The 14,144-nt window shown below is 73.7% G+C and carries 13 protein-coding genes; 4 read left to right on the top strand and 9 right to left on the bottom strand.

The window, feature by feature from the left end; all coding sequences use genetic code 11:
- Positions 1 to 58 precede the first annotated feature (58 nt).
- The 4 genes from ACFXDE_RS37345 to ACFXDE_RS37330 are packed head-to-tail and all read left to right on the top strand — an operon-like array spanning position 59 to position 3,611.
- Positions 59 to 1,015: an ABC transporter ATP-binding protein gene (locus tag ACFXDE_RS37345; RefSeq protein WP_380439602.1), complete on the top strand. Its 957-nt coding sequence runs from the start codon at positions 59 to 61 to the stop codon at positions 1,013 to 1,015.
- On the top strand, positions 1,005 to 1,901 hold the full coding sequence (locus tag ACFXDE_RS37340; RefSeq protein WP_380498811.1) for an ABC transporter permease: 897 nt from the start codon (positions 1,005 to 1,007) through the stop codon (positions 1,899 to 1,901). Before ACFXDE_RS37345 ends, ACFXDE_RS37340 begins: the two co-directional genes overlap by 11 nt.
- Before the next feature lie 46 nt (positions 1,902 to 1,947).
- Positions 1,948 to 2,865 carry an ABC transporter ATP-binding protein gene (locus tag ACFXDE_RS37335; protein WP_380439598.1) on the top strand — a complete coding sequence of 306 codons (918 nt, stop codon included), beginning with the start codon at positions 1,948 to 1,950 and terminating at the stop codon, positions 2,863 to 2,865.
- Positions 2,866 to 2,894: 29 nt separating this feature from the next.
- Positions 2,895 to 3,611: an ABC transporter permease gene (locus ACFXDE_RS37330; protein ID WP_380498810.1), complete on the top strand. Its 717-nt coding sequence runs from the start codon at positions 2,895 to 2,897 to the stop codon at positions 3,609 to 3,611.
- A gap of 37 nt (positions 3,612 to 3,648) precedes the next feature.
- On the opposite strand, the gene ACFXDE_RS37325 is transcribed toward ACFXDE_RS37330, so the two are convergent.
- The 9 genes from ACFXDE_RS37325 to ACFXDE_RS37285 all read right to left on the bottom strand — a co-directional run bounded on the left by ACFXDE_RS37325 (position 3,649) and on the right by ACFXDE_RS37285 (position 14,083).
- On the bottom strand, positions 3,649 to 4,902 hold the full coding sequence (locus tag ACFXDE_RS37325; RefSeq protein ID WP_380498809.1) for a CynX/NimT family MFS transporter: 1,254 nt from the start codon (positions 4,900 to 4,902) through the stop codon (positions 3,649 to 3,651).
- A 71-nt stretch (positions 4,903 to 4,973) separates the two neighbouring features.
- Complete coding sequence (locus ACFXDE_RS37320; protein WP_380439592.1) at positions 4,974 to 5,705, bottom strand: FadR/GntR family transcriptional regulator; 732 nt, start codon at positions 5,703 to 5,705, stop codon at positions 4,974 to 4,976.
- Positions 5,706 to 5,830: 125 nt separating this feature from the next.
- The gene (locus tag ACFXDE_RS37315) at positions 5,831 to 6,691 is read right to left on the bottom strand and encodes an HAD family hydrolase (RefSeq protein ID WP_380498808.1); all 861 of its coding nucleotides are present in this window, start codon (positions 6,689 to 6,691) and stop codon (positions 5,831 to 5,833) included.
- 37 nt (positions 6,692 to 6,728) lie between these two features.
- On the bottom strand, positions 6,729 to 8,006 hold the full coding sequence (gene serS / locus ACFXDE_RS37310; protein WP_359968686.1) for a serine--tRNA ligase: 1,278 nt from the start codon (positions 8,004 to 8,006) through the stop codon (positions 6,729 to 6,731).
- 507 nt (positions 8,007 to 8,513) lie between these two features.
- Positions 8,514 to 9,449: a prephenate dehydratase gene (gene pheA, locus ACFXDE_RS37305; protein WP_380439588.1), complete on the bottom strand. Its 936-nt coding sequence runs from the start codon at positions 9,447 to 9,449 to the stop codon at positions 8,514 to 8,516.
- A 143-nt stretch (positions 9,450 to 9,592) separates the two neighbouring features.
- The gene (gene efeB, locus ACFXDE_RS37300; protein WP_380498807.1) at positions 9,593 to 10,876 is read right to left on the bottom strand and encodes an iron uptake transporter deferrochelatase/peroxidase subunit; all 1,284 of its coding nucleotides are present in this window, start codon (positions 10,874 to 10,876) and stop codon (positions 9,593 to 9,595) included.
- Between the two features lie 2 nt (positions 10,877 to 10,878).
- Complete coding sequence (locus ACFXDE_RS37295; protein WP_380498805.1) at positions 10,879 to 12,918, bottom strand: FixH family protein; 2,040 nt, start codon at positions 12,916 to 12,918, stop codon at positions 10,879 to 10,881.
- An 11-nt stretch (positions 12,919 to 12,929) separates the two neighbouring features.
- Positions 12,930 to 13,418, bottom strand: a complete 489-nt coding sequence (locus ACFXDE_RS37290; RefSeq protein ID WP_380440752.1) for a copper chaperone PCu(A)C — start codon at positions 13,416 to 13,418, stop codon at positions 12,930 to 12,932.
- The gene (locus ACFXDE_RS37285) at positions 13,415 to 14,083 is read right to left on the bottom strand and encodes an SCO family protein (protein WP_380498804.1); all 669 of its coding nucleotides are present in this window, start codon (positions 14,081 to 14,083) and stop codon (positions 13,415 to 13,417) included. The genes ACFXDE_RS37290 and ACFXDE_RS37285 overlap by 4 nt, the downstream gene beginning before the upstream one ends.
- Positions 14,084 to 14,144: the final 61 nt, after the last annotated feature.

Genomic DNA, 14,144 nt, shown 5'->3' with positions numbered 1-14,144 from the left:
CCGCGGTTCGTCATTCCAGCTCATGGTCCTTGCGGCGCGGGCCCGTTACGTTGGGGGCGTGTCCACTCCTGTCATCAAGACGGACGACCTCTCCAAGAGGTTCCCCCGGGTAACGGCGCTCGACCGGCTCACCGTCGAGGTGCACCCGGGGGTCGTCGGCCTGGTCGGCGCCAACGGGGCGGGCAAGTCCACCCTCATCAAGATCCTGCTCGGGCTCGCCCCGGCGACCTCCGGCACCGGCCGGGTCCTCGGCCTGGACATCGCCACCCAGGGCCCGGAGATCCGCGAGCGCGTCGGCTACATGCCGGAGCACGACTGCCTGCCGCCCGACGTGTCGGCCACCGAGTTCGTGGTGCACATGGCCCGGATGGCCGGACTGCCCGCCGCCGCGGCCCGCGAGCGCACGGCGGACACCCTCCGCCACGTCGGCCTGTACGAGGAGCGCTACCGCCCGATGGGCGGCTACTCGACCGGCATGAAGCAGCGGGTCAAGCTGGCCCAGGCACTCGTGCACGACCCGAAGCTGGTGCTGCTGGACGAGCCGACCAACGGCCTCGACCCGGCCGGCCGGGACGAGATGCTGGCACTGATCCGCCGCGTCCACCGGGACTTCGGCATCTCGGTGCTGGTCACCACCCACCTGCTCGGCGAGCTGGAGCGCACCTGCGACCACCTGGTCGTCATCGACGGCGGCAAGCTGCTGCGCTCCTCCTCCACCGCCTCCTTCACCGAGGCGACGGCCCTGCTCGCGCTCGAAGTCACCGACCACCCGGATGACCTGGTGCGCGACCCCGGCGCCGCCGTCCTCGAACGCCTCACCGCCGCGGGCCTTTCCGCCACCCCGGACGGCTCGCACGTGCTCCTCGTCCGGCTGGCCGGCGACGACACCTACGACACCATCCGCGACACCGTCGCGGACCTCGGCCTCGGCCTGGTCCGGCTGGAACAGCGCCGGCACCGGGTCGCCGAACTCTTCACGGACGAGTCCAAGGGAGGTCCGGACGATGCCTCCTGAGAGCAGGCCCGCCGACGCCGGCGTCATCCACGACATCGGCTACCGCGGCTACGCCGGCCCCCGCCTCGGCCGGGCCTACGCGACCCGCTCGCTGTTCACCCAGAGCCTGCGCGCCGCGTACGGCCTCGGGCGCTCCGGCAAGTCCAAGGTGCTGCCGATGCTGGTGCTCGGCGTGCTCACCGTGCCCGCCGTCATCATGGTCGCGATCGCGCTGTTCACCAACGCCGCGCAGCTGCCGCTGGACTACCCGCGCTACCTGTCGGCCTTCGGTCTGATCGTCTCGATCTTCCTGGCCTCGCAGACGCCGGTGCTCCTCTCCCGGGACCTCAGGTACCACACCGTCCCGCTGTACTTCTCCCGCCCGATCACCCGCGGCGACTACGTGCGGGCCAAGTTCGCGGCGATGTTCTGCGCCCAGTTCCTGCTGATGGCGGCACCCCTGGTGGTGCTCTACGTCGGCGCGCTGCTGGGCCGGCTGGACTTCGCGCACAACACCGAGCACTTCCTGATCGGCCTGGTGGCCGCCGTGCTGTACGCGCTCGTGCCGACCTCGGTCGCGCTGGTGATCGCCGCCGCCACCCCGCGCCGCGGCTTCGGGGTGGCCGGGATCATGGGCTACCTCGCGGTCAGCTCGGTGGTCGTGGCGATCCTGACCCGGATCGGCACCGGCTTCGAGGTCACCGTCCCGGACTCCGCCCAGTGGGCCGCGCTGCTGTCGCCGAACGACCTGGTGGAGAGCCTGACCAACCAGCTCTTCGACGTCGGCGGCCCGGTCGGCCGGATGCACGCCCCCGGGGCGCTCGGCGCCGCCGTGTTCCTCGCCGTCGCCGCCGGGATGGCGGCCGGGGCGTACGGGCTGCTGCTGCGCCGCTACCGCAGCGTCTGATCCACCCGCGGCGTCCGACGACCGCAGAGCCCAGGAGGGGCACGCAATGGCCACCATCACCATCGACAAGGTCTCGCGCTGGTTCGGCAACGTGGTCGCCGTCAACGACATCAGCATGGCCATCGGCCCGGGGATCACCGGCCTGCTCGGCCCGAACGGCGCGGGCAAGTCCACCCTCATCCACATGATGAGCGGCTTCCTCTCGCCCTCCACCGGCACGGTCACCCTGGACGGCTCGCCGATCTGGCGCAACCAGGAGGTGTACCGGAAGATCGGGCTGGTCCCCGAGCGGGAGTCGATGTACGACTACCTGACCGGCTGGGAGTTCGTGCTGGCCAACGCCGAGCTGCACGGCCTGCCCGATCCGGGCGCCGCCGCCCGCCGCGCCCTCGGCCTGGTCGAGATGGAGTACGCCCAGGACCGCAGGACCGGCACCTACTCCAAGGGCATGAAGCAGCGGGTCAAGATGGCCTCCGCGCTCGTCCACGACCCGGCCGTGCTGCTGCTCGACGAGCCGTTCAACGGCATGGACCCGCGCCAGCGGCTCCAGCTGATGGACCTGCTGCGCCGGTTCGGCGCGGACGGCCGGACCGTCCTGTTCTCCTCGCACATCCTGGAGGAGGTCGAGCAGCTCGCCCGGCACATCGAGGTCGTGGTGGCCGGCCGGCACGCCGCCTCGGGCGACTTCCGCCGGATCCGCCGCCTGATGACCGACCGCCCGCACCGCTACCTGGTCCGCTCCAGCGACGACCGCCGGCTGGCCGCCGCCCTGATCGCCGACGGCTCCACCGCGGGCATCGAGGTGGACGAGCGCGAACGGGCCCTGCGGATCCAGGCGGTGAACTTCCAGGGCTTCACGACGCTGCTGCCCCGGGTCGCCCGGCAGGCCGGCATCACCCTGTACACCGTCGCCCCGGCGGACGAGTCGCTGGAGAGCGTGTTCTCCTACCTCGTCTCCGCCTGACCTCAGCACGCCATCGGGAAAGGCCGACCATGAATCCGACCGTCGCCAGGCTGACGCTGCGCGGCCTGCTGGGCCGCCGCCGCGGCGCCCTGTTGCTGGTGGTCCCCGCCCTGCTGCTGCTCGTCTCGGCGCTCGCGAGCGGGTCCGGCGGGGACGGGCACGACCTGACCGTCAAGATCCTCGGCCAGCTCGGCCTCGGCACCCTGGTGCCGATCCTCGGCCTGGTCGTCGGCACCGGCGTGATCGCCACCGAGATCGACGACGGCTCGATCGTCTACCTGCTCGCCAAGCCGCTGCCGCGCTGGGAGATCGTCACCACCAAGCTGTTCGTCGCGATCGGCACCACGTGGGTGTTCGCCGCCGTCCCGACCATGCTCGCGGGCCTGATGCTGTACGGCACGAAGGACGGCGTCACGCTCGGCTACACCGTCGCGGCGCTGGTCGCGGGGGCCGCGTACAGCGCGATCTTCCTGCTGCTCGGCGTCGTCACCCGGCACGCGGTGGTCGCCGGACTCGGCTACGCGCTGGTGTGGGAGTCGCTGGTCGGCAACTTCGTCGCGGGCGCCCGCACGCTGAGCGTCCAGCAGTGGGCCCGGTCGGTCGCCGAGACGGTGGCGGGGGACACCGCGATCGGCGCGGACGTCTCCTTCGGGGTCGCCGTGCCGCTGCTGCTGGTGGTCACCGTCGCCGCGACCGTGCTGGCCGCGGTGCGGCTGGCCGGGCTGACCCTGGCCGGCGAGGACTGAGCCGGCCGGGGGCCGGCCCGTACGTCCGAACGGGTGGTCAGAGCGTCCGGTTGCGGCCCGCGCCCCAGCCGGCCGCGCCGACCACGGCGACCAGGACGAGCATCAGCGCGAGCGTCGCGCTCCACCCGCCGGTCAGCTGGTGCAGCGCACCCGCGCCGACCGGACCGGCCGCCGCGACGAGGTAGCCGATCGCCTGGGACATGCCGCCCAGCTGGGCGGCGCCGGCCGCGCTGCCGGTCCGCAGCACGATGAACGCCAGGCCCAGGCCGAGCGAACCGCCCTGCGCGACACCGAGGATCGCCGCCGCGACCCAGGCACCCGGCACCGGCGCGACCAGCAGCACGGCGATGCCGAGGCCGTTCAGCCCGGCCATGGCCACCGCGAGGGCGCGCTGGCTGGTCATCCGGCCGGCGATCAGCGGCACCAGGAAGGCGCCGACCACCTGCAGCAGGTTGGAGAAGGCGAAGACCAGGCCGGCCTGGCCGCGGTCCATCCCGTGCTCGGCCAGGATGGTCGGCATCCACGCCACCAGGGTGTAGACCAGCAGCGACGAGATGCCCATGAACAAGCTGATCTGCCAGGCCAGTCCGGACCGCCAGATGCCCTCGATCGGCTTGCTCGCGCCGGCCCGTCCGGCGGCCGGGGCCGCGCCGGCCGCCGCCCGCTCGTCGCGCGAGCGCAGCACCTGCGGCAGCCAGGCCACCGCCGCCACCAGCGCGAGCACCGACCAGGCGCCCAGCGAGGCCTCCCAACCGCCGCCCAGCGCGTGCTCCAGCGGCACCGAGAGCCCGGCCGCGAGGGTCGCGCCGACCAGCATCGTGGTCGAGTAGACGCCGGTCATCGCCGCCGCCCGCTCCGGGAACTCCCGCTTGACCAGGCCCGGCATGGAGACGTTCAGCACCGCGATCGCCACGCCGATGACCACGCAGCCCGCGTACAGCGCCACCACCGAGGGCAGCACCCGCAGCAGCACGCCCGCGCCGAGCACCAGCACCGCGCCGAGCACGACGCGCTCAGTGCCGAAGCGCCGGGTCAGCCGGGGGGTGAGCGGCGCGCCGACGCCCTGGAACAGCACCGGCACGGTGGTGATCAGGCCGCTCGCGGTCGTGGACAGCCCGAAGGTGCGCTGGATCTCGCCGACCATCGGGGAGATCGCCGCGAGGCAGGCGCGCATGTTCAGCGCGACCAGCAGGATGCCGGTCAGCAGCAGGGCCGGGTGGGCCAGCCGGGACCGGACGGGGAGCGGGGCGGAGGAGGTGACAACCGGCTGCTGGGCACGGGTGACGGCCATGGGGGTGCTGTTCTTTCGGGGGTGAGAGACGGTGCGGACGGCGGAAGGGCGAGTGGGCCCTGCCCCCGGCCTTACTTCCGGGCCGCGATGGCCGCGATGAGCTGCTCGACGGCCGCGATCGGCTCGGCGAGCAGCGCCCGACACGCCGCCTCGGCGCGGTCCGGGTCGCCGCTCTCGATCGCGTCCACCAGGGCCGCGTGGGTGGCGACGACCACCTCGGGCATGTCGTGGTCGCCGAAGGCCGTCCGCATCGACTCGCGCACCGAGGCGCCGAAGTAGCGGTAGACCTCGGCCAGCGCGGGGTTGTGCGCGGCCTCGACGACGGCGGTGTGGAACTCCAGGTCGTGCTCGACGGTGGCCTCGCGGCCGGTCCGCTCCGGGCTCGCCGCGATCACCTCGGCCTCGCGGGCCAGCGCGGCCCGCATCCGGGCGATGTCCTCGGGGGTGTGCCGCAGGGCCGCCAGGCGCGCGCCCTCGGTCTCCAGCGCCGCGCGGACCTCCAGGACGTCCCGGATGCCCGAGCGCTGGACGCCGCGCAGGACGGCCGCCGGGTCGCTGGTGCTGCGGACGAAGGTGCCCTCGCCCTGCCGGGAGACCAGCATGCCGGCGTGCACCAGCACCCGGATCGCCTCCCGGACGGTGTTGCGGCCGACCTGCAGCCGCTCGGCGAGCTCGTGCTCGGTGGGGATCTTCGAACCCACCGGCCAGGCGCCGCCCGCGAGTTGCTCGCGCAGCTGGTCGATGGCGGTGTCCACGAGGGAGCGCCGTCCGGCCGCCTGCAGGCTGTTGCCGTCGCTGGTCATGCCGGTGCTCCCTCCGCTGCTCTTCACCATCGGTCGTCGGTCATCCTACAACCGCTTGCCCGGTCATCCTACAACTGGGGGTGAAGGTTCGGCGACGGGTCCGGGACGGGGAAGGCCCCGGCCGCTCAGCGGGCCGGGTAGAGGCGCTCCAGGACGACGGCCACGCCGTCCTCGTCGTTGCTCGCGGTGACCTCGTCGGCCACGGCCAGGAGCTCCTCGTGGGCGTTGGCCATCGCGACGCCGTGCGCGGCCCAGCCGAACATCGGCACGTCGTTGGGCATGTCGCCGAAGGCGATGGTGTCGGCGGCGCGCACCCCGAGGCGACGGGCGGCGACGGCCAGCCCGGTGGCCTTGGACAGGCCGAGCGGCAGCAGCTCGACCACGCCGGCGCCGGCCATGACGACGCCGACCAGGTCCCCGGCGACGCGGCGGGCGGCCTCGGCGAGGGCGTCGTCGGTCAGGCCGGGGTGCTGGATGTAGAGCTTGCTGATCGGGGTGGTGAGCAGTTCGTCCCGCTCGACCCGGACCACCGGCAGGTCGGAGCCGATCAGCAGCTCGTAGCCGGGCCCGGCGAGGACCTGGCCGTCCAGCCCGTCCTGGTTGGCGGCCACCGCCAGCGGGCCGGTCTCGGCCTCGATCTTGGTGATGGCGACCGCGGCGAGCCGGCGGTCCAGGGTGAGCGAGGTGAGCAGCTTGTGCGCGCCGGCGTCGTAGACCTGGGCGCCCTGGCCGCAGACCGCTATCCCGGTGTAGCCGATCTCGTCGAACACCGGCCGGGCCCAGACGGCGGAGCGGCCGGTGACGACGATGTGCAGCGCGCCCGCGCCGGTGGCCGTGGCCAGGGCGGCGCGGGTGCGCGCGGAGACGGTCTCCTCGCCGGTCAGCAGGGTGCCGTCGAGGTCGGTGGCGACCAGCCGGAAGGGCAGGCCGCCACCGCGCGGGGCGTCGTCGCCGAGGGAGACGGGGCTGGGGCTGGTGGTGCTCATGGGCCGTGCGTCTCCCGGGAGTTGCTGGTGGTGCGGGCTACTTGGCGACCGGTTCGAGGACGGTGCGCCCACCGAGGAACGGCCGCAGCGCCTCCGGCACGACCACCGAGCCGTCGGCCTGCTGGTGGTTCTCCAGGATCGCCACGATGGTGCGCGGGACGGCGACCAGCGTGCCGTTCAGGGTGGCGAGCGGGCGGGTCTTGCCCTCCTCGCGCATCCGGATGGCCAGTCGGCGGGACTGGTACTCGGTGGTGTTGGAGGTCGAGGTGACCTCGCGGTACTTGCCCTGGGTGGGGATCCAGGCCTCGATGTCGAACTTGCGGGCCGCCGAGGCGCCGAGGTCGCCGGAGGCGACGTCGATCACCCGGTAGGGCAGCTCCAGCGCGTTGAGGAAGTCCTTCTCCCACTGGAGCAGGCGGCGGTGCTCGTTCTCGGCGTCCTCGGGTGTGGTGTAGACGAACATCTCCACCTTCTCGAACTGGTGGACGCGGATGATGCCGCGGGTGTCCTTGCCGTAGGTGCCGGCCTCGCGGCGGAAGCAGGACGAGTAGCCGGCGTAGCGCAGCGGCAGCTTCTCGGCCTCGATGATCTCGTCCATGTGGTACGCCGCGAGCGGGACCTCGCTGGTGCCGACGAGGTAACGGTCCTCCTCCTTGAGGTGGTACACGTTCTCGGCGGCCTGGCCCAGGAAGCCGGTGCCGTCCATGGCGGCCGGGCGGACCAGGGTCGGGGTGATCATCGGGATGAAGCCGGCCGCGGTGGCCTGCGCGAAGGCCATGTTGACCAGGGCGAGCTCCAGCAGCGCGCCGACGCCGGTCAGGTAGTACGAGCGGGCGCCGGCGACCTTGGCGCCGCGCTCGGTGTCGATCGCGCCCAGGATCTGGCCGAGCTCGACGTGGTCGCGGGGCTCGAAGCCCTCGGCGGCGAAGTCGCGCGGGGTGCCGATCTCCTCCAGGGTGACGAAGTCCTCCTCGCCGCCGACCGGGGCGGCCGGGTCGATGAGGTTCGCCAGCGAGCGGAGCAGGCGGTCGGCCTCCTCCTTGGCGGCGCCCTGTTCGGCGTCCGCGGCCTTGACCTCGGCGGCCAGGTCCTTGGTGCGCTGCAGCAGGGCGGCCTTCTCGTCGCCCTTGGCCTGGGCGACCTGCTTGCCCAGCAGTCGCTGCTCGCTGCGCAGTTCGTCGAAACGGGTGCCCGAGGACCGGCGCCGCTCGTCGGCGGAGAGGAGGGCGTCGACCAGGTCGACGTCCTCGCCACGGACGCGCTGCGAGGCGCGCACTCGGTCAGGGTCCTCACGGAGCAGGCGAAGGTCAATCACGCGCCCAAGCCTACCGGGCGGGGGCTCGTCCACCGGCACCGGTTTTCCCCTGGGGATAACTCGCCTCCACCTGTGGATAACTCCTGTGGGGAACCCGCCGGACGTGAGTTATCCACAGGCGTGGGGCCGAGGCTGTGGATCCTTGTGGAACGCAGCCCTCCGGGCGGTCGAACCAAGGAATTGAGGTTTCAAACCTCATTCGACCTTCTCGGGCGAGGGAATTGAAGCACTGGAACGGGTGATTTGCTGGCAGGCGGGTGACTCTGATCCGATTAGTCAACTCTGCGAAGCAAACCGATGATCTGACCGTTCTGCGCAGTGGCTATACCGGTTTGTCGACTCATCCCCAGGCCTGTGGATAACTTTCGGCTGTGGATAGCGGGTGGCCCTGTGGACAGCGGGTTCCGGGTCCGGACGCGCCTGTGGACGACGGGTGCGGTCACCCGCCCCGCCCGGAGGGTCCGGGCGAAAACGGTCGGAAAAGGTCAGAAAGACAAAGGGTGGCGCTCAGATGTCGCCGCGGCCGTCGAGGGCGCGCGAGAGCCAGTCGGCCGCCGCCGCGAAATCCTCGTCCGAGGTCCCGGGCCGCCGGTGCGAGGACTCCTGCCGGTCGGCGCGGGGATAGGAGCCGAGGAAACGCACCTGCGGGCAGATCCGCTTGAGGCCCATCAGCGCCTCGCCCACCCGCCGCTCGGACAGGTGGCCCTCGCAGTCGATGAGGAAGCAGTAGCTGCCCAGCCCCTCGCCGGTCGGCCGGGACTCGATCCGCATCAGGTTGATCCCGCGCACCGCGAACTCCTGGAGCAGCTCCAGCAGCGCACCGGGGTGGTCGTCCGGCAGCCAGGCCACCATCGAGGTCTTGTCCGCCCCGGTCGGCGACGAGACCCGCCCCGGCTTGCCGACCAGGACGAACCGGGTGGTCGCGTTCTGCGCGTCGGCGATCTCCTTGACCAGCGGGTCCAGCCCGTAGATCGGCGCCGCGAACTCGCCCGCGAACGCGCCGTCGTAGCGGCCCTCGGCCACCAGCCGGGCGCCGTCCGCGTTGGACGCGGCCGCCTCCCACCGCGCGTCCGGCAGGTTGGCCGCCATCCAGCGCCGCACCTGCGGCTGGGCCACCGGGTGGCTGGTGACGGTCTTGACCTCCGACAGCTCCGTGCCGGGGCGCACCAGCAGCGCGAAGGAGATCGGCAGCAGCACCTCACGGTAGATCATGAGCGGTGTGCCGGAGGCGAGTTCGTCGCTGGTCGCGGTGACGGCGCCCTCGACGGAGTTCTCGATCGGCACGAAGGCGCCGGAGGCCTCGCCGCCGCGCACCGCGTCCAGCACCAGCGGCACCGAGGCCAGCGGCACCAGCTCCCGGGTCGCCGCCTCGGGCAGGGTGCGCAGGGCCGCCTCGGTGAAGGTGCCCGCCGGGCCGAGGTAGGTGTAGCGGGTGGCCGACATGCCGTCTCCGTCTCGTCAGGTCGAAGTAGCCACCATAGCCACTCCGTTCCCCGCCCAGGAAAGCGTTCCGATGGGCGGGATCCGCCGCCGCCGTCCAGCAGTTCGGCGGTCGCGCCGCCCGGCGCCGGCGGCGGGCGGTGGGTTCAGGCGTCCAGCAGCTGCTGCCCCACGTACCCGCCCTGCGGGGCGCCGGGCGGCACGACGTACAGGCCGCTCGCCTCGTGCCGCAGGAAGCGGGAGAGGCCGTCGCCGCGGGACAGCTTGCGCTGCACCGGGGTGAAGCCCTTGCGCGGGTCGGCCTGGAAGGCGAGGAAGAGCAGTCCGGCGTCCGGCGAACCGTCCGCCAACAGGCCGTCGTGGTACGAGAATCCGCGCCGCAGCATGGCCGCGCCGCCGTTGGAGGCCGGTGCGGCGACCCGGATGTGCGCGTCGGAGGGGATCGCCAGGGCGCCGTCCCCGTCCTGGGCGGACAGGTCCACCGCGGCGTGCTCCCCGGCCCCGGCGGGCGTGCCGAGCGGCGCGCCGTCCGACTTGCGCCGCCCGATCACCCGCTCCTGGCGCTCCACCGGCAGCGCCTCCCAGTGGTCGAGCAGCATCCGGATCCGCCGGAACACCAGGTAGGAGCCGCCGGCCGCCCAGGCCGGCTGGTCGCCCCCGGCGGCGGCGAACACCTTGGCGGCGAAGCCGTCGTCGGCGGGCTTCGGATTGTTGCTGCCGTCGATCTGGCCCATCAGGTTGCGGCCGGTCATCGGGTGCGGGGTGGCGCCCGGGGTGCGGGCGAAGCCGCCGCACTGCCAGCGCAGCGAGGCCGTCCCGGCCGCCTGGCGCTGGAGCACCCGCAGGGCGTGCACGGCCACGAGGGCGTCGTCGGCGCCGATCTGGACGAACAGGTCGCCGTCGCCGCGCGCCGGGTCGAGCGCGTCGCCGGGGAAGGCGGGCAGCGGTTCGAGGGCGGCCGGTCGGTGGTCGGCCAGCCCGGCCTTGTCGAACAGGGCGGCCCCGAAGCCGAAGGTGAGCGTCAGCGAGCAGGGGCCGGCGTCCAGCGCGATCTGGTTCTCGAACTCCTCGGCCGGCTCCCCGGCGGTCAGCCGGGCCGCCGTGCGCGACCAGCGCCGGAGCAGGCCGCGCAGCCCGTCCCGCCCGGCGCCGTCGGCCAGGTCGAAGGCGGCGAGCTGGACCCGGGCCTGCTGCGGTTCGAGGATGCCGGCCTGGTGCTCGCCGAAGAACGGGACCCGGGCCGCGCCGAGCGCCGGGCCGCCGCCCGGCCCGCCGCCGGCGGCCGGGCGCTCCAGGGCCACGGCCCCGGCGACCCCGGCGCCGGCGCCGACGACCAGCCCCGCGCCGGCGGTGCCGAGCAGGGCGCGCCGGGTGAAGCCGGTCCGTGCGGTGGCGCTGCCGGTGGTGCTGCCGGTGGTGCTGTCGGTCATGCTCAGCCGATCTTCAGGGACTTCGTCGGGGTGGTCTGGTCGATGTCGGAGGAGCGGATCTGCACCGACACCACCCACTCCCCGGCCAGCGGCAGCTGCGCGGTGCCGCTCCAGCGGCCGGTGCCCTCGGGGGTCAGCGGCACGGGCAGCGGGCCGAGGTCGCGGTCCGGCAGGGTGAAGGCGAGCTGCACCTCGGGGACGTCCACCGGCTTGCCGTCGGCGCCGTCCAGCGCGAGCTTCACCTCGTTCGAGCCGGTCCCCGCCGGGTTGACGGTCACCGTCGCGGTGCCCTTGGCGTTCGGGGTGCGGCCCTTGGTGTCGTACGGGAGCTTGAGCTCCACGGTGCGGCCCGGCTGGGTCTGCGCGGGAGCGGCCTCGCCGGCCGCCGGCGCCGCGGCGCCCCCGGCCCGGACCTCGCCCGCGACCCGCCCGGGCGGGGAGTTGGTGAGCATCGTGGTGACCACCAGCACGGCCACCGCGACCGCCGCCTCGACCAGCACCGAGCGGCGCAGCCCGGCCCGGGTCGGGGTCAGGCCGCGCGCCCGGCCGGCGCTCGCCACGGCGGCCCGCTGGCGCTCCAGCTGGGCCCGGCGGACCGGGTCCTCGGAGTGCGCCGCGACGGCCACCGGCTCCGGCAGTTCGGCCGGTTCGACCTCGGCGGCCTCGACCGGGGCCGAGCGCAGCCGGGCCAGCCAGGAGCGGGAGATCCAGGCGACGCCGAGCATCGCGACCACGCAGCCGGTCTTCACCAGCAGCAGCCGCCCGTACTCGGTGCCGGTCAGTGCGCCCCAGCTGCCGAGGCCGCGCCAGGACTGGTAGACGCCGGTGACGACGAGCACCGCGACCGAGCCGAACGCGATCTTGGAGAAGCGGTCGACGACCTCCGCGCCGACGCCCTCGCGCAGCGCGACCAGCAGCGAGGCGAGGCCGCCCAGCCAGAACGCCATCGCGATCAGGTGCAGCAGGCCGAGCGGCAGCGCCAGCCAGACCTGGATGCCCACCGAGGCGTGGTCCGCGCCGACCCAGGTCGCCGCGAGGGCGACCGCCAGCACCAGCCCGCCGACGCCGAGCCCGATCCTGGCCTCCCGCTGCGGGCGCCGGGCGGCGCGCCGCTCCAGCTCGCGCAGTTCGGCGGCCTCGGCGTTCTCGGCGGCCCCGGGGGCCCCGGCGCTCGAGTCGTCGCCTCCGTCGCCGTGCTCGTCCTCGCCCTCCGGCCCCGGCTGCCCCAACTGGCCGACCAGCAGCGACAGGAACACCCCGCTCGCCGCGAGCAGCAGCAGCCGGGCGGCCAGCGCGGTGCCGATCCGCTCGTCCAGCGTGGTGCGCACCAGCGACAGGTCGAGGGCCTGCCCGATCCCCGAGCCGCGCTCGTACGGCCCGCGCAGCATCAGCACCGCGACGGTGGACACCAGCAGCGCCACCCAGCCGGTCATCAGCAGCCGCTGCACCGCCCGCCGGGCCACCCCGGCGGGCCAGCAGATCAGCGTGAACGCGGCGGCGCCGGCGAGCAGTGCGAACGCGACGTACGCGACGGTGCGCCCGGTGCCGTACAGCGCAGCGACCACGTCGTCCGCCTTGGCGCCCTGGAGCGCGGTGGCGGACACCGAGGTGTCCGAGGGCGCGCCGATGGAGAAGGTGAACGCGCCGCCGACGGGGTGGGAGTCCTCCGAGACGGCCCGCCAGGCCACCGTGTACGTGCCGTTGGCGAGGCCGGGGTTGAGCCCGACCCGGGCCGTGTCGGTCCTGCCGTCGGCGTGCCCCGGGTTGCCGGTGTCGACCGCCTTGCCGGCCGGGTCGAGCACCCGGACCGAGTCGCCGGAGAGCGACACGCCCTCGCTGAAGGTCAGCGTGACCGCCTGCGGGGCGGTGGCGAGCACCGAGTTCTGGTGCGGGTCGGTGGACTCCAGGGTGGCGTGCGCGGAGGCCGGGACGGCGCCGGCGAGCATCAGCGCGAACAGCGCGCCGAGCAGGCCGAGCAGGCCGGCGATGCGGCGGGGGGCGGTGCGCGGGGCTGCGATCCGGCGGTGCGAGGCCTTCTCCATGCTGGCGGACCCTAACTCTGGCCGGGACGGTAGGTGAGCTCCTTGACCGGCACCTTGACGGAGATGGTGCCGGACTTGGCGAAGGTCAGGTCGAGCTCCAGCTCGTCCCCGAGGGCCGGGGCCTTCTGCCAACCCATGATCATGAGATGGGTGCCGCCCCGGGTGAACTGCAGCGCCCCGTGCGCGGGCACGTCCAGGCGGTCGACCTGCTCCATGGTCGACGCCGTCGACTGGTGCATGGTGACCGATCCGGCGCCCGGGCTGGTCACCTTGACCAGCTGGTCCTCGCCGCCGTCGTTGCGCACGGTCAGGTAGCCGGCCGCCATCCCGCCCGCCGGGGGCAGCGGGATGTAGGAGTCGGCGACGCTCAGCCTGGCCGCCCCGCCGGCGGCACCGTCCTGGCCGCCCGCCCCGCAGGCGGCCAGGAAGGCGCCGCCGCCCAGGGCCGTCGCCAGCACCGCGCCGGTGAGCGCCGTCCGGCGGAAGCCGAGCATCGTCATGCCGCGACCCCCTTGGCGAGCAGCGGCAGGTCGTGCTGGTAGGTCTTCACCTCGGTGCCGCTCATGTACAGCACGTGCGCCTTGTCGTCCGAGGGGAGGAAGGCCAGCACCTGCGCGCCGTGGGTGGAGGTCACGGTGCCGTCGGCGTTGACCACCGGGTCCTCGATCATGATGCCGAGCGACCTGGCGGCGGTCTTGACCTTCTCCAGGTCGCCGGTGAGGCCTATGAAGTCGCTGCCCATCGAGTCGAGCCAGGTGCGCAGCACCTTGGGAGTGTCGCGCTGCGGGTCGGTGGAGACGAACACGACGTCGATCTTCTGCCGCTCCTCGGGGGAGAGGCCCTTCATGGCGACGCCGATGTCGCCCATGGTGGTCGGGCAGACGTCCGGGCAGCTGGTGTAGCCGAAGAACAGCAGCAGGCTCTTGCCGCTGGTGCGCTGGCGCAGGTCGAAGGGCTGGCCGGAGGTGTCGGTCAGCGTCAGGTCCGGCTTCTCGAAGTTCTTGGCGAGCTTGGTGCCCTCGTACGGCGTCGCGTCCTTCTGCTGCGTCACCTTGGCGGCGGTCGAGCCGCCGCCGGAGGACCCGCAGGCGGTCAGCGTGAGGGCGGCGGCCAGGGCGACGGCGGCCGCGCCGGCCAGGCGGGTGGTGCGGGTGGTGCGGGGCATGCGGGTTCCGATCGTGCGCGGTGGTCCGCCGGCGGGGCCGCTCCCGGGGTGCGGGAGCGGC

The sequence above is a fragment of the Kitasatospora sp. NPDC059408 genome (genome assembly GCF_042751525.1).
In the GTDB taxonomy this organism is placed as follows: Bacteria; Actinomycetota; Actinomycetes; order Streptomycetales; family Streptomycetaceae; genus Kitasatospora.
This window is presented reverse-complemented; position numbering and strand designations above follow the sequence as displayed.